This window comes from Ruegeria sp. AB6, assembly GCF_056542685.1.
In genome coordinates, this window is sequence record NZ_JBQGAD010000003.1 from 335,322 (window position 1) to 351,583 (window position 16,262).

Below are 16,262 nucleotides of genomic sequence, written 5' to 3' on the forward strand. Positions count from 1 at the left end.
TTGGGGAGTCTCCTATTTCAGTTTCTCTGCGGCGACAGAAAAGAAGCCCGTCGCCTTATCGAATTCTTGAACGCGCCAACCATATTCAGCGCGTTGTTTCGGCAGCCAAGGGTCGGCGGCGCCATATCCTTGTCCAGGGGTGCCATTCACGACGACTACGTCGACCCAACCATCAAACTCCGACACAGCTCGCTCCAAGTGGGCGGTGCGTTTTTTGTGACCGGGTAGGAATTCCCAATCGGTCGTGCCAGGTGTTGCCCGCTTCCAAAGATCAAGGCGCGGAGGTGCAGGCGTCCATTGAACTTCGGATTTCCAGAGCGTGATGCAAATACCGTCATTTTTCTCGGCACTCCAATCTTGACGAGGATTGGGCACGTCGTAACCGAGGGAATTGAAGGCTTCTACATATTGCATCACATTCTCCGGGGCTCCGCCCGTTCGTGCCTCAAACGCTCCGCCGGAGCGTTTGCCGGAGCAAAGGCCCCGTAGCGGCCCTTACCCCTTAACCGCCTTCACGATCTTCTCGGCACCGTCTTTCAGGTTGTCCGCCGCGATCACGTCCAGGCCAGAGGTGTTGATGATCTCTTTGCCTTTCTCGACATTCGTGCCTTCCAGACGCACGACCAGCGGAACCTGCAGGCCGACCTCTTTCACGGCCGCCACAACGCCCTCGGCAATGACGTCACAGCGCATGATGCCGCCGAAGATGTTGACCAGTATGCCTTTGACGTTTTCGTCCGACGTGATGATCTTGAACGCCTCGGTCACTTTCTCTTTGGTGGCACCGCCGCCCACGTCGAGGAAGTTGGCAGGCTCAGCGCCATACAGCTTGATGATGTCCATCGTGGCCATCGCCAGACCGGCACCGTTCACCATGCACCCGATCTCACCATCCAGCGCGATGTAGTTCAGGTCGTATTTGGACGCTTCGAGTTCCTTGGGATCTTCCTCGGTCTCGTCGCGCAGTTCGGCGATGTCGGGGTGGCGGTAGACCGCGTTGCCGTCGAACCCAACCTTGGCGTCCAGCACTTTCAGATCACCCTTGTCCGAGATGATCAGTGGGTTGATCTCCAGCATCTCCATGTCCTTCTCGACGAAGGCGGTGTAAAGCTGGCTCATCAGTTTGACGCATTGTTTGACCTGTGCGCCTTGCAGACCCAGCGAAAATGCGATGCGGCGGCCGTGATAAGGTTGATAGCCGGTGGCCGGATCAACCGAGAAGGACAGGATTTTCTCGGGCGTGGCTGCAGCCACTTCTTCGATATCCATGCCGCCTTCGGTCGAGCAGACGAAGGAAATACGGCTGGTTTGGCGATCCACCAGTAGGGCAAGATACATCTCGGTCTCGATGCCGGAACCGGCCTCGATATAGATGCGGTTGACCTGTTTGCCCGCAGGGCCGGTCTGATGCGTGACCAGCGTGCGGCCCAACATTTTTTTGGCCTCTTCGGCGGCTTCTTCGACCGATTTGGTCAGACGGACACCGCCCTTTTCACCGGCATCAGCCTCTTTGAAGCTGCCCTTGCCGCGGCCGCCCGCGTGGATTTGTGCCTTTACGACCCAAAGGGGGCCATCCAGTTCACCGGCTGCGGTTTTGGCTTCCTCGGCGCGCAGAACCGCGCGACCGTCGGAGACCGGGGCGCCATAGCTGCGAAGAAGCGCCTTGGCTTGGTATTCGTGAATGTTCATCGAAATTGTCCCGTCTGACTACGATTGACCTTTTATAGGGGTGTGTAGGGGACAAGTTTAAAGGCTTTTTTGATAGCAAAGCGGTATTTCACGAAGATTTCCACTATTTGTGATCACAGTATTTTCAGGTGTGATCACAAAAATAAACTGATGTGGAAAGTGATTCGAGCGCGCCATCTTCGCGATAGGTAACGCATTCAGAAACCGGTATTTACTCTGTTTGCGCCAACATGTGCGACCGATATGCGACGACACGCGACCAAAAGAAAACCGGCCCAGAATTGGACCGGTTTCAATTTAGATTAGGTCTGCAGCTTACGCCAGAGAGTTGTCGATGCCCTTACATGCTTCGATCAGGCCTTTCACGGCGTTGACCGAGTTGTCAAAGCCAGCTTGCTCTTCTTCGTTGAGCTTGATGTTGACGATCCGTTCAATGCCGCCGGCACCGATCACGGTGGGAACGCCCACATACATGCCGTCAACACCCAGCTCGCCATTGCAATAGGCGGCGCAAGGCAGAACGCGCTTCTGGTCTTTTAGATAAGCTTCGGCCATTTCGATAGCCGAGGTGGCCGGTGCGTAGAAGGCCGAACCAGTTTTCAGCAGGCCAACGATTTCGGCGCCTCCGTCACGGGTACGCTGAACGATGGCGTCCAGTTTCTCCTGCGTGGTCCAGCCCATCTCGACCAGATCCGGCAAAGGAATACCGGCGACGGTTGAATAGCGCACCGACGGCACCATCGTGTCGCCGTGGCCGCCCAGCACAAATGCGGTCACATCGCGCATGGAGACGTTGAACTCTTCCGACAGGAAGTGAGCAAAACGGCCCGAGTCCAGAACGCCTGCCATACCGCAGACTTTGTTGTGCGGCAGGCCCGAGAATTCGCGCAGCGCCCAGACCATTGCGTCCAGCGGGTTGGTGATGCAGATGACGAACGCATCGGGCGCGTTGGCGGCGATGCCTTCACCCACGGATTTCATGACCTTCAGGTTGATGCCCAGCAGGTCGTCCCGGCTCATGCCCGGTTTGCGGGGGACACCGGCGGTTACGATGCAAACGTCGGCGCCTGCGATGTCTTCGTAGGACTGGGTGCCCTTCAGCTTGGCGTCGAACCCTTCGGAGGGGCCGGATTCTGCGATGTCCAGCGCCTTGCCTTCGGGGGTGCCTTCGGCGATGTCGAACAGGACAACGTCACCCAGTTCTTTCATTGCAGCGAGGTGGGCGAGCGTGCCGCCGATCTGACCTGCGCCGATCAGCGCGATCTTGGGTCTGGCCATGTGGAATATCTCCGATGGATTTTGAAATCGCGGTTGTGCTAGTCGCTAAAGCGGCAATACGCAAGGGTTTCACGACGCGGCATACAACCGCATACCGTTGCTGGGGCGCTTTGATTGCGCTAAACGGCCTTTGAGATACGCTTTTTCGGAACCGCCGCATGTTTGAGTTGAATTTTGTGTTTTTTGCGGTGGCGATCCCGGCGGTGATCTTTGCAGGCATTTCCAAGGGCGGGTTCGGGTCGGGTGTGGCCTTTGCATCCTCATCGATTCTGGCACTGATCCTGACGCCGGGACAGGCGCTGGCGCTGATGTTGCCCATCCTGATGGTGATCGATGTTGCCACGTTGAAGCCTTATTGGAAGCGCTGGAGCTGGCCGGATTCGCGCCTGTTAATCCTTGGCGCTGTGCCCGGCATCGCGCTGGGCGCGTGGCTGTACCGCGTGACAGATGACGATTTGCTGCGCCTGCTGATCGGAGGGATCTCGGTTGGGTTCGTGATCTGGCATATGGCGCAAAGCAAGGGCTGGATTCGCGGATTTGCCAACCGGTTGCCGCCCTCGGCCGGGCTGTTTGCGGGGCTGGTGGCCGGGTTCACCAGCTTTGTCAGCCATGCTGGCGGTCCACCCGCCGCCGTCTACCTGCTGTCGCAGCGCCTGTCGAAGACCGAGTTTCAGGCCAGCACCGTGCTGGTCTTCTGGGTGATCAACGCGGCGAAATTTGTGCCTTTCGCCTATCTGGGCCTGTTCACCTGGCACACCGCGCTGGCGGATTTACTACTGACCCCTTTCGCCATTCTTGGCGCGTGGTTGGGCGTCCGGGCACATTTCATGATGTCCGAGCGCCTGTTCTTTAGCATTGCCTATGTGCTTCTGACCCTGACAGGCAGCAAGCTGATTTGGGATGCGCTGACCTAGATGTTGGGCGGAAGCGCCTCGGCCAAATTCTCATAGGACTGACCGGAGGCGATCAAGCAGGTTTTCCCGTCCGGGAGTGTCACCGTGATCGTCCAACTGCCGCTAGTGGCCGAGGCATAGACCTCCATCACCGCGCCCTGACTCGCGATTCCGATGCTCCGTCGGGTCTCGCCATAGGTTTCGGCCAACCGCTTGACCACGTCTTCGCGCGGAGCGCAGGTTCTTGCTTGCACCTGTTGGGCGGCCAGAACCATGATGCTCAGCCCCATTGTCATCTTGAACAGCGTCTTCTTCATACGTGCACCCTTTCGAATCCATCTGTCCCAAAGGGTGCGGATCAGGCACCGAAATCGGGTTAAACCTACGCACGTTGCGTCGCGAATGCTGCGATGCGGCGATTTTGCCCTTGAACTTTCCGACAAAAAATGCCCCATTCCGCGCAACTTTATTTCTTACGGGAGAGGCCAATGGACCCTCGTCAGCGCCCCTATCGCTCTGTTTTGTATATTCCCGGCTCGCGTGACCGGGCGCTGGACAAGGCACGCAGCCTGCCGGTCGATGCGATCATCTTTGATCTGGAGGATGCGGTTTCAGCGGATGAAAAAGAGAACGCGCGGGAAACACTCAAGGCAGCTTTGGCCGCAGGCGGATACGGCGCGCGAGTCAAGATCGTGCGCATCAACGGGTTGGACACTGAATGGGGCCATGCCGATGCCGAGGCCGTGCGGGACATGGATGCCGACGTGGTTTTGCTGCCTAAGGTGAACTCGGCCGCTGATGTAGACGCGCTGGCTGCGATCACCGGCGATATCCCGATCTGGGCGATGATGGAGACCCCGCGTGGGATGCTGAACGCGGCCGAGATCGCCGCACATCCGCTGATGGCGGGTTTCGTGATGGGCACCAACGACTTGGCCAAGGAGTTGCAGACCCGGTTCCGCCCCGACCGCTTGCCGCTGATGACCTCGCTGGGCCTGTGCCTGTTGGCCGCCAAGGCCGAGGGGCTGATCATCGTGGATGGTGTCTACAATGCCTTTAAGGATGGCGAAGGTCTGGCCGCAGAATGCACGCAAGGCCGCGATATGGGCTTTGACGGCAAGACGCTGATCCACCCCGCTCAGGTCGAGATCACGAACGCGGCCTATGCTCCCTCGGACAGCGAAATTGATCTGGCGCAACGTCAGATCGCGGCCTTTGAAGAGGTCGAAGCGCAGGGGCAGGGCGTTGCTGTCGTGGATGGCAAGATCGTTGAAAACCTGCACGTTGCAACCGCCCGCGAAATTCTGGCAAAAGCAGAGGCGATTTCAGCTTTGCAAGCGGGGTAAGCCAGCATGGGCTTTGTTCTTCTGATCTTTGGTGTGGCGCTTTGGTGGGCCGCACATCTGTTCAAACGCGTCGCGCCCGCGCGGCGGGCAGCTATGGGTAATGGCGGCAAAGGTGCGGTGGCACTGGCGCTGGTGGCTTCGATCTTGCTGATGATCTTGGGCTATCGCATGACCGATTTCATCTATGTCTGGGCGCCGCCCACGTTCCTAATCCACGTCAACAACCTGCTGGTGCTGATTGCCATCTTCCTGATGAGCCCCGCACCCAAGAAAGGCCGCCTGCTGAACAAGCTGCGCCATCCGATGCTAGGCGGGTTCAAGCTGTGGGCCTTTGCGCATCTGCTGGTGAATGGCGATCTGGCCTCGATCATCCTGTTCGGCGGATTGCTGGCCTGGGCCGTGGTCGAAGTGATCGTGATCAACAAGTCCGAACCTGACTGGACCTCCGGCGAACCCGGAACTTACGGCAAAGACGCGATGTTCTTTGTGGCCTCGATCGTTCTGCTGGGTTTCATCGGCTATATCCATGGGCTGGTCGGCCCATCGCCGTTCGGATCGTGAGGGGAATAAGATGGCAAAACTCTATCGTCTGCTGACCGAAGAGGACACCTCGGCCTTTTGCCACAAAGTGTCCGAAGCGCTGGCCAAAGGGTGGGAGCTGTATGGCGACCCGTCTTATGCCTTTGACGCCGCCAACAACGTGATGCGCTGTGCGCAGGCTGTAACCAAAGAGGTCGCGGCCGACTATTCACCCGATATGAAACTGGGACAACAATAATGGCAAAAACCAACTCGGGCCGCTTTTTCGAGGACTATTCCGTCGGGCAGGTGCTGCAGCACGCGGTGCCGCGCACCGTAACCGATGGTGAGCGCGCGATGTATCACGCGCTCTATCCAGCGCGTCATGCGCTGTATTCTTCGGATGAGTTTGCCCGAGCCTCTGGCCTGCCGCAAAGCCCGCTGGATGATCTGGCGGCCTTCCACGTGGTGTTCGGCAAGACAGTGCCGGATGTATCGCTGAATGCGGTGGCCAATCTGGGCTATGCCGAGGGGCGCTGGCTGAAGCCGGTCTATGCCGGTGACACGTTGCGGTCGGAATCCGAAGTGATTGGGATCAAGCAGAATTCGAACGGGAAGACCGGGGTGGTTTACGTACGCACCCGTGGCCTGAACCAGCGCGACGAGGCAGTCATGGAGTATGTCCGCTGGGTGATGGTGCGCAAATCAGACCTGTCCGCCCCCGCGCCCGAAGCGGTTGTGCCGCAGTTGAAAAAGGCGTTGGAGCCAAGCGATCTGGTCATTCCGCAGGGTTTGAATTTCTCGAACTACGATTTTGCCCAAGCCGGTGAGGCGCATCGCTGGGGCGATTATGAGATCGGCGAAAAGATCAACCACGTGGACGGTGTCACCATAGAAGAGGCCGAGCATATGCTCGCCACCCGCCTTTGGCAGAACACCGCCAAAGTGCATTTCGACCTGACCTTCCGCCCCGAGGGGCGACTGATCTATGGCGGGCACGTGATCTCGATGGCGCGAGCGTTGTCGTTCAATGGCCTGGCCAACGCGCAGATGATCGTGGGTCTGAACGGCGGTGCGCACGCCAACCCGTGTTTCGCGGGTGACACGATCAAGGCCTGGTCCGAGGTTCTGGACAAGGCCGAAACCGGTGTGCCGGGTGTAGGTGCCATCCGCCTGCGTTTGGTTGCTACGAAAGGCGGCGAACCATTTGAATTGAAAAATGAGGACGGCCGATACATGCCGGGCGTGCTTTTAGACCTCGATTATTGGGCGCTGATGCCAATCTGATCTGTGCGCACATTCATGTGATCGCAGCTCGGCACAATCGTGCTAGGCTGCGCGCATGTTGCTTCGATCCTTAGCTGCCTGCATTCTGCTTTCGCCGCCCGCCTGGGCGTGTGATTTGGCATTGGCGCTTGCGGTGGATGTCTCGGGTTCGGTCGATTCGTCGGAATACCGTATCCAAATGGACGGGCTGGCGGAAGGATTGCGGGATCCCATCGTCTCAGAAGCTTTGGTGCGCGGAAACGCGCGCCTGATGCTGGTTCAGTGGACCGGCGCGTCGCGGCAAAGAATAACCATCCCCTGGACCAAAATCGACAGTTTCGAAACCCTCGACCGGTTTGCTGATCAGGTGGGTGCTGATCCTCGGGTTTGGCGCAACTTCTCGACAGCTATCGGAGAAGCACTTGAGATGACTCTGGTGAATTTTGACGAGGTTGCCACCTGCAAGCGGCATTTGATCGACATCTCGGGTGATGGAATTTCCAATGAAGGGGTTGAGCCGACCGAAATTCACGAGACCTTGCGCCGCCGCGGCGTCACTGTGAATGCCATTGCCATCGAAGAAAGCGAACCCGACCTTACGGCATATTTCTTCGAAAACGTCATCGTAGGTGAAGGTGCCTTTGTGGTGTCGGCCGCCGGGTTCGAAGATTACCCCGAGCGCATCCGCAAAAAACTGCTGCGCGAGGTGACGCAGCAAACCGCTGGATTGGAATAGATTCGAGGCTCGGGCGCTAACATTCCGAGCGCGTGATTAATTTTGTGATCACGTCATTATTTTGCGTGATCACAACTTGCCGATATCTGCCATATTGCGTCAATTTGCGGCTTTTTTGCATGTGCAGCACGTGACAGTGTCGCAAAAACCAGTAAAACGTTCGGTAGCCAACCGAAAAGGAGCCGCCATGGCCGATGTTAATCGGGGCAATCGCCCGCTTTCTCCGCATCTGTCGATCTATCGTCCGCAATTGACCTCGGTCACATCCATCCTGACACGCATCACCGGGAACGCCATGATCGTGGCTGCTTTGCTGATCGTCTGGTGGTTTCTGGCCGCTGCGACCTCGCCCGAGGCATTCGAGCGCGCGAACTGGTGGCTGACGTCGGTTTTGGGCGATCTGGTCATGGCGCTGTCTTTGTGGGGGCTGTGGTATCACACGCTGGCCGGTATTCGGCATCTGATTTGGGACAACGCGATGGGCCTGGATATTCCCACTGCTACTAAATTGGGTTGGGCTGTAGTTGGCGGATCGGTTGTCCTGACCCTTCTGACCCTGATTATCGTTGCTTAAAGGAGGCCAACCATGCGTTATTTGACAGACCGCAAACGCGCAACTGGCCTGGGATCGGCCAAAGCGGGCACAGCCCATTTCTGGCGGATGAAGGTCAGCTCGGTGGCTTTGCTGATCCTTGTTCCGCTGTTCATCTTCACCTTTGGTCCCGTGTTGGGGCAGCCCTACGATGTGGTCCTGGACTATTATTCGCGCCCGTTCCCGGCGATTGTTGCGGCGCTGACATTGGTGATCGGTATGAAACACTTCGCCGAAGGCGCACAGGTGATGCTTGAGGATTATGCCCACGGCACGACCGAGAAGGTCCTGATCATCCTGACAACCTGCCTGTCCTATGGCGCGGCTGCGGCGGGCCTGTTCGCCATCGCCCGCATTGCCCTCTAATTCCCGGAGCTGAAAGAAATGGCTGCATACGAATACGAAACGCATGAATATGACGTGGTCGTTGTCGGCGCCGGTGGGGCGGGTCTGCGGGCCACCCTGGGCATGGCCGAACAAGGGCTGCGCACCGCCTGCGTGACCAAGGTTTTCCCGACCCGCTCGCACACGGTTGCGGCGCAGGGTGGCATCGCAGCATCACTGTCGAACATGGGGCCGGACCATTGGCAGTGGCACATGTATGACACCGTCAAAGGCTCTGACTGGTTGGGCGATACCGACGCAATGGAATACTTGGCGCGTGAGGCCCCCAAGGCAGTATACGAGCTGGAACATTACGGCGTGCCCTTCAGTCGGACCGAAGAAGGCAAGATCTATCAGCGTCCCTTCGGCGGCCACACCACTGAATTCGGCGAAGGACCCGCAGTACAGCGGACCTGTGCGGCTGCTGACCGGACCGGCCACGCGATCCTGCATACACTGTACGGGCAATCGCTGAAGAACAACGCCGAGTTCTACATCGAATATTTCGCCATCGACTTGATCATGTCCGAGGACGGGCAGTGTCATGGCGTCGTCTGCTGGAAGCTGGACGACGGTACGATGCATGTCTTCAACGCCAAGATGGTTGTACTGGCGACCGGCGGCTATGGGCGCGCCTATTTCAGCGCCACATCGGCCCATACCTGCACCGGTGACGGCGGTGGCATGGTCGCCCGCGCGGGCCTGGCCCTGCAGGATATGGAATTCGTGCAGTTCCACCCGACCGGTATCTACGGCTCGGGCTGCCTGATCACCGAAGGTGCTCGGGGCGAGGGCGGATACCTGACCAACTCGGAAGGTGAGCGGTTCATGGAGCGCTACGCGCCCCAGTATAAAGACCTTGCGCCCCGTGACTATGTCAGCCGGTCGATGACCATGGAAATCCGCGAAGGGCGCGGAGTGGGTGGAGAAGGGGATCACATCCACCTGAACCTGTCGCACCTGCCTGCCGAGGCACTGGCAGAACGCCTGCCGGGCATCTCAGAGTCGGCCAAGATTTTCGCCGGTGTCGACGTGACCAAGGAACCGATTCCGGTTCTGCCAACGGTTCACTACAACATGGGTGGCATTCCAACGAACTACTGGGGTGAGGTTCTGAACCCCACTGCCGATAACCCAACCGCCGTGGTTCCCGGCCTGATGGCTGTGGGCGAGGCCGGATGTGCCTCGGTTCATGGGGCAAACCGCTTGGGCTCGAACTCTTTGATCGACCTTGTGGTCTTTGGCCGCGCGGCCGCGATCCGGGCCGGTAAGGTTGTAGATGCCGAGGCTGCGAATCCGGTGCTGAATCAGGCGTCGGTCGATAAGGCGTTTGACCGGTTCGATGCGGCACGCAACGCTAATGGTTCGATCCCGACCGCTGACTTGCGACTTGAGATGCAGAAAACCATGCAGGCTGACGCGGCAGTATTCCGTACCGCCAAGACCATGGCTGAAGGCGTCGAAAAGATGACGGCCATTGCAGCCAAGATGGACGATCTGAAAGTCACCGACCGCTCGCTGGTCTGGAACAGCGACCTGATGGAGACGCTGGAACTGGGCAACCTGATGCCGAGCGCATTGGCGACGATCGTCGGAGCCGAAGCGCGTAAGGAATCTCGTGGTGCCCACGCCCATGAGGACTTTGCCGAGCGCGATGATGAGAACTGGCGCGTTCACACCGTTAGCCGGGTCGAGGGCAACAAGGTCGAGCTCAGCTATCGCCCTGTGATTGCGGACCCGCTGACGACCGAAGCCGAAGGCGGCATCAGCCTTAAGAAAATCGCTCCGAAGGCGCGGACCTTCTGATCGGTTGATCTGTCAAAGCCATCCCGGATTGGGGTGGCTTTTTTGTTTGGCGCGTGTGCGGATCAAACAAGTTCTGACAACGCATTCTTTAACAATCCCGAGACACGCATCGGATCGCGTTGGACGGCGAATTCGAAACAGGCAAGCCGTTTCTCATTCAGTTCCGCGTCAGACATCTCCATCATACGCATCATCATACGGATCAACCCTCGGGGGTTTTGCGCAGGGTAAAGCAGATCGTGGCAGGTTTCGGGTGTGGTTTGTTTATGCGCTTCTATATCGGGTCCGACTATCGGCAAGCCGAAGGTTTGCGCCAACATCGCCGTGCCCGAGGTGAAGGTGGTCGTCGATGGCAGCACGTAGACATGGGCCTGCGAAAATATCTGGGGTATTTCGCTGTCGGGTATGCGATCGGCAATGACCGAAACATTGGCGATGCCATCCAGCCGACGCGCCAATCGGCGGCCCTTTCGAAATACACGCCCGGCGATCGAGACGTGAAACGCGTGCCCTCGATTGGTCAGTTTACGGGCCGCGAGGTGAAGCCGGTCCAACTCACGATTGCCTCGCATGGCGCCGAAAGTCAGAAACCGCGTGATCGGGCGGGGTGCGAGGGGACGGGCCATTGAGACTTCGGCATCTTCATAAACTCCCAGATAGCTGGGATGCGGGATCAGACGCAGTTTTTCAGACTCGGCCCCGTATTCGGATATCATATAGGCCCATGCATGAGGCGTGTGCACGTGGATCAAATCCGCCATTTTCGTCAGGGCACGGCGGTTTTCGGAAAATAGGTCGTTGGCGTCACCATGGCTGTGGGCCTGTTGGTTGTGGATGGTCCAGATCAAGCGGCCACCGTTTTGCTTGAACCGGTCCAAGTGCGCGCGCGCCTGCTGGAATTTAAGCGCATCATCCTCGCCTGATTCTCGAAACAGCCTATCATCCCAATGCAGGTGGAGAACCCTGTTTTCTTCCGGAAAATCAGGGTGTGCAAATTCTGAAAACTCCACGTTCTTAGATGTGGTCAGATTGAATTCCGGCCCGCAGGCGGAATACATCATTTTCTGATACGGGTTCTTTGTCCCGAAAGGAATATTTGCGACGTTTGTCGGCATTTTTCGGGTTTGCACCTGCTGGAATTCCAAGCCATTTCACTTCTTGCACGTTTCCCGCGCAAAATCAGTTTGTAAAGGCGAAAATGCCTAATTTTATTGACTGTTTTCAAGGCGAAAAGGTTGGCTTTCCGCCTCTCAAAGTGTATCAACAGGCAGGAATTTAGCGAGGTCGGAAATGGTACAACTCACCCTGCCAAAGAATTCCCGGATCACCACCGGTAAAACCTGGCCCAAGCCGGATGGCTCGACCAATGTGCGCAAGTTTCAGATCTATCGCTGGAACCCGGATGATGGTCAGAACCCTCGGGTGGATACCTATTTCGTCGATATGGACAGCTGCGGCCCGATGGTTTTGGACGCGCTGATCAAGATCAAGAATGAGATCGATCCGACGCTGACCTTCCGCCGGTCCTGCCGCGAAGGTATTTGCGGATCCTGCGCGATGAATATCGACGGGATCAACACGCTGGCCTGTATCTATGGCATGGATGAGATCAAGGGCGACGTAAAGATCTACCCGCTGCCCCATATGCCCGTGGTCAAGGACCTGATCCCTGATCTGACGCATTTCTATGCTCAGCATGCCAGCATTATGCCGTGGCTGGAAACCAAGACCAACCGCCCGGCGAAGGAATGGAAGCAGTCCATCGAAGATCGCAAAAAACTGGATGGCCTGTATGAATGCGTGATGTGCGCAAGCTGCTCGACCTCGTGCCCCAGCTACTGGTGGAATGGTGACCGTTATCTTGGGCCCGCCGCGTTGCTGCACGCATATCGCTGGATCATCGACAGCCGCGATGAGGCAACGGGTGAGCGCTTGGATGAGTTGGAAGATCCGTTCAAGCTGTATCGTTGCCACACGATCATGAACTGTGCCAAGACCTGCCCCAAGGGTCTGAACCCGGCCAAAGCGATTGCCGAAATCAAAAAGATGATGGTCGAACGCGCGGTTTAACCCGTACAGCCATGCTTTGTGGCTTTGCGGTAAGCGCATGGCAAGATTGCAAAATCATGCGCTGCGACGGGTGTTGATCGGGCTTATAGTCTGGTCAGGGAGGAGTGATTGAACCAATTAGGGATCGCTCCGATGGAAAAAAAACCCTCAGAAAAACAAGCCGCTGCGGCAGAAGCACTGGAGTTGTTGGATCAGGCGTGGGCCTACTACATGCCCGAGCCGAACTCGACCCAAGAGCAGCATGAGCCAGAGTTGTTTGAATACGCAAACGCGGCTTGATCCGCCGACTGGAATGGGCGATGGAAGGCCATGCCCATTCTGTTGCTTTTGCTTGCTGCCGGTGTCTTCGCCTATCTGTTCTGGCGATCCCGCACAACGACTCTGACGCGTGATTGCCGTTGGCGTCAGCACCGTAAAGAAGGGGTTTGGACTTGCGCTTTTTGCGGCGCGCGGCAGAAGGGCGAGACCTCTCCTACGGCATGCCTCAAAGGACGAGAGTGACGGTAGGCCCGTCTGGATTCAGGCCTCAGGAAACGCGGCCTGCAAGGCAATCTCGACCATGTCGCCAAAGCTGCTTTCCCGCTCGGATGAGCGGAGCGCCTCGCCGGTCAGCAAGTGGTCAGAAACCGTCAACACGGCCAGCGCGCGGCAGTTGTGACGGGCGGCGAGAATGTAAAGCTCGGCGGCTTCCATCTCGACGCCCAGAATGCCGTGGCGCACCATCTGTTCGTTCAGATCGGGCCGTTCGTCATAGAACACGTCCGACGAATAGATGCCGCCCACATGGGTCGGCGTGCCTTTGGCAGTCGCAGCCTGCGCCGCTGCTTGCAACAGGCCCCAATCGGCACAGGGGGCAAAATTCAGCTCTTTCATGATGCCCCGCGACGGCGTGCTGAGTGTGGTTGATGTCATCGCCAAAATCACGTCGCGGATATTAACGCTGTCCTGCATTCCGCCGCACGAACCGATGCGGATCAGAGTTTTTGCGTCGTAGTCACGGATCAATTCGTTCACGTAGATCGACAGTGAGGGCATGCCCATGCCGCTGCCCTGAATCGTAACCGGGTTACCTTTCCACGTGCCGGTGAAACCCAACATGCCGCGCACATTGTTGACCTGTTTTGCGTCGTCTAAAAAGGTCTCGGCGGCCCATTTTGCCCGATAGGGATCGCCGGGCAACAATACCGTTTCTGCAATTTCGCCTTTTTCAGCGCCAATATGAATTGTCATGTCAGGTCAATTCCAATCAGATTTCCAAATCAGCCATATTGGCGCCGGAATTCAGCGCATCATGCACCCATTGCGGTTTTCGGCCGCGCCCGGACCAGGTTTGATCGGGCGAAGAAGGATTGCGATATTTCGCTTTGGATTTGGCTTGTTTTCCAGTCACAGAACCGCCATCTGACAATTCAGCCAGCGAAAACCCGTATTCCGCCGCTGCTTTTTCAGCAGCTTTCAGAGCTTCTTGCCGCTCTCTTTTATCTGCTTTTTTCAACGCCTTATCAACATTTTCGCGCAGAGCGATCAGCTCTTTGCGCGACATGTTTTCCAGATTGGTTCCCATCTGATTTCCCTTGTATTCGAATCGAATTCCGGATGGTGTCAAAACCAAACCGGAATTCCAATGACAGGCATTATCTATCCCTTTTCTCAAGGAATAGAAATTGAGAATCCAGAAAGAAACAGAACTGTTATTGCGCCGCCAGATTTTGCGGATCGACCAGAGTCACGATGTCACCCATAATCGCATTCAGTTCGAAATTTTTGGGTGTGTAGATTTCGGAAACGCCCATCGCTTTCAGTTTCTCGGCGTCGTCATCCGGGATGATGCCGCCGACGATCACAGGCACGTCTAATCCGGCGGCGTTCAGGCGGGCCATGACGTCCTCGACAAGGGGAATGTGGCTGCCGGACAGGATCGAAAGACCGATCACATGTGCCTTGTCTTCGATAGCGGCGTTGACGATTTCCTCGGGCGTCAGGCGGATGCCTTCATAGCTGATGTCCATGCCGCAATCGCGCGCGCGGAAGGCGATCTGTTCTGCGCCGTTGGAATGGCCGTCCAGCCCCGGCTTGCCGACCAGGAATTTCAGACGACGCCCCAGCTTGTCGCTGACCGCATCCACAGCGGCGCGCAATTCGTCCAGCCCTTCGGTCTTGTTCGAGACCGACCCCGACACACCAGTGGGTCCGCGGTAGGTGCCGTAGACCTTGCGCATCTCCTCGGCCCATTCACCGGTGGTGACGCCCGCCTTGGCGGCTGCGATCGAAGGCTCCATGACATTCGTACCGGTCTGCGCCGCTTCGCGCAAAGCCGCGAGCGCTGCGGAGACTGCGGCGTCGTCACGCTCGGACCGCCATTCGTTCAGGCGGTTGATCTGTTCCTGCTCGACAGCCGGATCAACTACCATGATGCCGCCATCTTCGGTTTGCAGCGGCGAGGGCTCGCCCTCGGTCCATTTGTTCACGCCGACGACGACGGTCTCGTTCCGCTCGATCCGGTTCAAGCGTTCGGCATTTGAATCCACCAAGCGGGATTTCATGTATTCGATCGAGGCGACCGCACCGCCCATCGAATCCAGGTTGGCCAGTTCGGCGCGTGCACCTTCCTTTAGGTCCTCAACCTTGGCATCGACAGCGGGGTTGCCGTCGAACAAGTCGCCATATTCCAGCAGGTCGGTCTCATAAGCCAAAATCTGTTGCATCCGCATCGACCATTGCTGATCCCATGGGCGGGGCAGACCCAGCGCCTCGTTCCAGGCAGGCAACTGAACCGCGCGCGCGCGTGCCTTTTTCGATAGAGTCACGGCCAACATCTCGATCAGGATGCGATAGACGTTGTTTTCTGGTTGTTGCTCGGTCAAGCCGAGCGAGTTCACCTGCACGCCATAGCGGAAGCGGCGGAACTTGGGATCTTCGACCCCGTAACGGTCTTTCAGAATCTCATCCCAAAGATCCACGAAGGCGCGCATCTTGCACATCTCGGTGACAAAACGGATGCCCGCGTTCACAAAGAACGAAATCCGACCGCAGAGCGCGGGGAAATCTTCGGCCGGTACGCGCGGGCGCAGCTCGTCCAGAACGGCAATGGCCGTTGCCAGTGCATAGGCCAGCTCTTGTTCGGGTGTCGCGCCAGCTTCCTGCAAGTGATAGGAACACACGTTCATCGGGTTCCATTTCGGCACATTGGTATAGCAGTACTCGGCCACATCCGCGATCATCTTAAGCGACGGTTTCGGCGGGCACACATAGGTGCCGCGGCTCAGGTATTCCTTGATCAGATCGTTCTGAACCGTGCCCTGCAACTTGGACACATCCGCGCCCTGTTCCTCGGCCACGGCGATATACAGCGCCAGCAACCACGGCGCGGTCGCGTTGATGGTCATCGAGGTGTTCATCTGTTCCAACGGAATCTGGTCGAACAGAACCCGCATGTCGCCCAAGTGACTGATCGGCACGCCGACCTTGCCGACCTCGCCGCGCGCCAATGTGTGGTCGCTGTCATACCCCGTCTGAGTCGGCAGATCGAAAGCAACCGAAAGACCGGTCTGACCTTTGGCCAGATTGCCGCGATACAGCGCGTTTGACGCCTGTGCCGTGGAATGACCGGCATAGGTTCGGATGAGCCAGGGGCGATCTTTCTGCATCTGCGTCATGGCGAGGCCTCGTGTCCTGATGGGGCA

Annotated in this window: 19 protein-coding genes; 11 read left to right on the top strand and 8 right to left on the bottom strand. The window is 57.7% G+C overall.

Annotated features, from left to right (window positions below; all coding sequences use genetic code 11):
- Positions 1-12: 12 nt before the first annotated feature.
- The 3 genes from ACR0DB_RS09675 to mdh form a co-directional block, all read right to left on the bottom strand.
- Positions 13-414: a hypothetical protein gene (locus tag ACR0DB_RS09675; RefSeq protein WP_480550446.1), complete on the bottom strand. Its 402-nt coding sequence runs from the start codon at positions 412-414 to the stop codon at positions 13-15.
- Positions 415-495: 81 nt separating this feature from the next.
- Positions 496-1,689, bottom strand: coding sequence for an ADP-forming succinate--CoA ligase subunit beta (gene sucC, locus ACR0DB_RS09680; protein ID WP_480550448.1), 1,194 nt, complete (start codon positions 1,687-1,689; stop codon positions 496-498).
- Positions 1,690-2,004: 315 nt separating this feature from the next.
- Positions 2,005-2,967, bottom strand: coding sequence for a malate dehydrogenase (gene mdh / locus ACR0DB_RS09685; RefSeq protein WP_170784903.1), 963 nt, complete (start codon positions 2,965-2,967; stop codon positions 2,005-2,007).
- 158 nt (positions 2,968-3,125) lie between these two features.
- Here mdh and ACR0DB_RS09690 point away from each other — a divergent pair, with 158 nt between their 5' ends.
- Complete coding sequence (locus tag ACR0DB_RS09690; protein ID WP_170784901.1) at positions 3,126-3,881, top strand: sulfite exporter TauE/SafE family protein; 756 nt, start codon at positions 3,126-3,128, stop codon at positions 3,879-3,881.
- Here the strand turns inward: ACR0DB_RS09690 and ACR0DB_RS09695 are convergent.
- Positions 3,878-4,177, bottom strand: a complete 300-nt coding sequence (locus ACR0DB_RS09695) for a hypothetical protein (RefSeq protein ID WP_170784899.1) — start codon at positions 4,175-4,177, stop codon at positions 3,878-3,880. The two genes, ACR0DB_RS09690 and ACR0DB_RS09695, sit on opposite strands and share 4 nt — an antisense overlap.
- Positions 4,178-4,348: 171 nt before the next feature.
- Here ACR0DB_RS09695 and ACR0DB_RS09700 point away from each other — a divergent pair, with 171 nt between their 5' ends.
- The 8 genes from ACR0DB_RS09700 to sdhA all read left to right on the top strand — a co-directional run bounded on the left by ACR0DB_RS09700 (position 4,349) and on the right by sdhA (position 10,509).
- A complete protein-coding gene (locus tag ACR0DB_RS09700; protein ID WP_480550450.1) occupies positions 4,349-5,206 on the top strand; it encodes an HpcH/HpaI aldolase/citrate lyase family protein in 858 nt (285 codons plus the stop codon).
- Positions 5,207-5,212: 6 nt separating this feature from the next.
- The gene (locus ACR0DB_RS09705; RefSeq protein WP_480550452.1) at positions 5,213-5,767 is read left to right on the top strand and encodes an NnrU family protein; all 555 of its coding nucleotides are present in this window, start codon (positions 5,213-5,215) and stop codon (positions 5,765-5,767) included.
- 10 nt (positions 5,768-5,777) lie between these two features.
- Positions 5,778-5,984: a DUF1737 domain-containing protein gene (locus ACR0DB_RS09710; protein ID WP_480550454.1), complete on the top strand. Its 207-nt coding sequence runs from the start codon at positions 5,778-5,780 to the stop codon at positions 5,982-5,984.
- The gene (locus ACR0DB_RS09715) at positions 5,984-7,012 is read left to right on the top strand and encodes a MaoC family dehydratase (protein WP_170772539.1); all 1,029 of its coding nucleotides are present in this window, start codon (positions 5,984-5,986) and stop codon (positions 7,010-7,012) included. Before ACR0DB_RS09710 ends, ACR0DB_RS09715 begins: the two co-directional genes overlap by 1 nt.
- A 55-nt stretch (positions 7,013-7,067) precedes the next feature.
- The gene (locus tag ACR0DB_RS09720) at positions 7,068-7,727 is read left to right on the top strand and encodes a DUF1194 domain-containing protein (RefSeq protein ID WP_170789731.1); all 660 of its coding nucleotides are present in this window, start codon (positions 7,068-7,070) and stop codon (positions 7,725-7,727) included.
- Between the two features lie 187 nt (positions 7,728-7,914).
- On the top strand, positions 7,915-8,301 hold the full coding sequence (gene sdhC / locus ACR0DB_RS09725) for a succinate dehydrogenase, cytochrome b556 subunit (protein WP_170772535.1): 387 nt from the start codon (positions 7,915-7,917) through the stop codon (positions 8,299-8,301).
- A gap of 12 nt (positions 8,302-8,313) precedes the next feature.
- On the top strand, positions 8,314-8,685 hold the full coding sequence (sdhD, locus tag ACR0DB_RS09730; RefSeq protein WP_170772533.1) for a succinate dehydrogenase, hydrophobic membrane anchor protein: 372 nt from the start codon (positions 8,314-8,316) through the stop codon (positions 8,683-8,685).
- An 18-nt stretch (positions 8,686-8,703) separates the two neighbouring features.
- A complete protein-coding gene (gene sdhA, locus ACR0DB_RS09735; RefSeq protein ID WP_480550456.1) occupies positions 8,704-10,509 on the top strand; it encodes a succinate dehydrogenase flavoprotein subunit in 1,806 nt (601 codons plus the stop codon).
- A gap of 62 nt (positions 10,510-10,571) precedes the next feature.
- Here sdhA and ACR0DB_RS09740 read toward each other — a convergent pair whose 3' ends face one another.
- Complete coding sequence (locus ACR0DB_RS09740) at positions 10,572-11,387, bottom strand: glycosyltransferase (protein WP_480550458.1); 816 nt, start codon at positions 11,385-11,387, stop codon at positions 10,572-10,574.
- Between the two features lie 412 nt (positions 11,388-11,799).
- Here ACR0DB_RS09740 and ACR0DB_RS09745 point away from each other — a divergent pair, with 412 nt between their 5' ends.
- Together ACR0DB_RS09745 and ACR0DB_RS09750 are read left to right on the top strand one after the other, a co-directional pair.
- Positions 11,800-12,579 carry a succinate dehydrogenase iron-sulfur subunit gene (locus tag ACR0DB_RS09745; RefSeq protein ID WP_480550460.1) on the top strand — a complete coding sequence of 260 codons (780 nt, stop codon included), beginning with the start codon at positions 11,800-11,802 and terminating at the stop codon, positions 12,577-12,579.
- A gap of 132 nt (positions 12,580-12,711) precedes the next feature.
- Positions 12,712-12,858 (top strand): hypothetical protein, encoded by a 147-nt coding sequence (locus ACR0DB_RS09750; protein WP_170772526.1) that lies wholly within the window; start codon positions 12,712-12,714, stop codon positions 12,856-12,858.
- 240 nt (positions 12,859-13,098) lie between these two features.
- Here ACR0DB_RS09750 and deoD read toward each other — a convergent pair whose 3' ends face one another.
- From deoD to ACR0DB_RS09765, 3 genes are all read right to left on the bottom strand, one after another.
- Positions 13,099-13,809, bottom strand: a complete 711-nt coding sequence (gene deoD, locus ACR0DB_RS09755) for a purine-nucleoside phosphorylase (protein ID WP_480550462.1) — start codon at positions 13,807-13,809, stop codon at positions 13,099-13,101.
- A gap of 16 nt (positions 13,810-13,825) precedes the next feature.
- Positions 13,826-14,143, bottom strand: coding sequence for an H-NS histone family protein (locus tag ACR0DB_RS09760; RefSeq protein ID WP_480550464.1), 318 nt, complete (start codon positions 14,141-14,143; stop codon positions 13,826-13,828).
- A 127-nt stretch (positions 14,144-14,270) separates the two neighbouring features.
- Complete coding sequence (locus ACR0DB_RS09765) at positions 14,271-16,235, bottom strand: methylmalonyl-CoA mutase family protein (protein WP_480550466.1); 1,965 nt, start codon at positions 16,233-16,235, stop codon at positions 14,271-14,273.
- Between the last annotated feature and the right edge of the window lie 27 nt (positions 16,236-16,262).

Bases quoted from the DNA above. Each gene is read 5' to 3' on its own strand.
- ACR0DB_RS09690 (WP_170784901.1), top strand. From the start codon at position 3,126: ATGTTTGAGTTGAATTTTGTGTTTTTTGCGGTGGCGATCCCGGCGGTG.
- ACR0DB_RS09710 (WP_480550454.1), top strand. From the start codon at position 5,778: ATGGCAAAACTCTATCGTCTGCTGACCGAAGAGGACACCTCGGCCTTT.
- ACR0DB_RS09765 (WP_480550466.1), bottom strand. From the start codon at position 16,235: ATGACGCAGATGCAGAAAGATCGCCCCTGGCTCATCCGAACCTATGCC.
- mdh (WP_170784903.1), bottom strand. From the start codon at position 2,967: ATGGCCAGACCCAAGATCGCGCTGATCGGCGCAGGTCAGATCGGCGGC.
- ACR0DB_RS09705 (WP_480550452.1), top strand. From the start codon at position 5,213: ATGGGCTTTGTTCTTCTGATCTTTGGTGTGGCGCTTTGGTGGGCCGCA.
- ACR0DB_RS09720 (WP_170789731.1), top strand. From the start codon at position 7,068: ATGTTGCTTCGATCCTTAGCTGCCTGCATTCTGCTTTCGCCGCCCGCC.
- ACR0DB_RS09700 (WP_480550450.1), top strand. From the start codon at position 4,349: ATGGACCCTCGTCAGCGCCCCTATCGCTCTGTTTTGTATATTCCCGGC.
- ACR0DB_RS09750 (WP_170772526.1), top strand. From the start codon at position 12,712: ATGGAAAAAAAACCCTCAGAAAAACAAGCCGCTGCGGCAGAAGCACTG.
- sdhD (WP_170772533.1), top strand. From the start codon at position 8,314: ATGCGTTATTTGACAGACCGCAAACGCGCAACTGGCCTGGGATCGGCC.
- ACR0DB_RS09745 (WP_480550460.1), top strand. From the start codon at position 11,800: ATGGTACAACTCACCCTGCCAAAGAATTCCCGGATCACCACCGGTAAA.
- sdhA (WP_480550456.1), top strand. From the start codon at position 8,704: ATGGCTGCATACGAATACGAAACGCATGAATATGACGTGGTCGTTGTC.
- ACR0DB_RS09715 (WP_170772539.1), top strand. From the start codon at position 5,984: ATGGCAAAAACCAACTCGGGCCGCTTTTTCGAGGACTATTCCGTCGGG.
- ACR0DB_RS09695 (WP_170784899.1), bottom strand. From the start codon at position 4,177: ATGAAGAAGACGCTGTTCAAGATGACAATGGGGCTGAGCATCATGGTT.
- sucC (WP_480550448.1), bottom strand. From the start codon at position 1,689: ATGAACATTCACGAATACCAAGCCAAGGCGCTTCTTCGCAGCTATGGC.
- ACR0DB_RS09675 (WP_480550446.1), bottom strand. From the start codon at position 414: ATGCAATATGTAGAAGCCTTCAATTCCCTCGGTTACGACGTGCCCAAT.
- sdhC (WP_170772535.1), top strand. From the start codon at position 7,915: ATGGCCGATGTTAATCGGGGCAATCGCCCGCTTTCTCCGCATCTGTCG.
- ACR0DB_RS09760 (WP_480550464.1), bottom strand. From the start codon at position 14,143: ATGGGAACCAATCTGGAAAACATGTCGCGCAAAGAGCTGATCGCTCTG.
- deoD (WP_480550462.1), bottom strand. From the start codon at position 13,809: ATGACAATTCATATTGGCGCTGAAAAAGGCGAAATTGCAGAAACGGTA.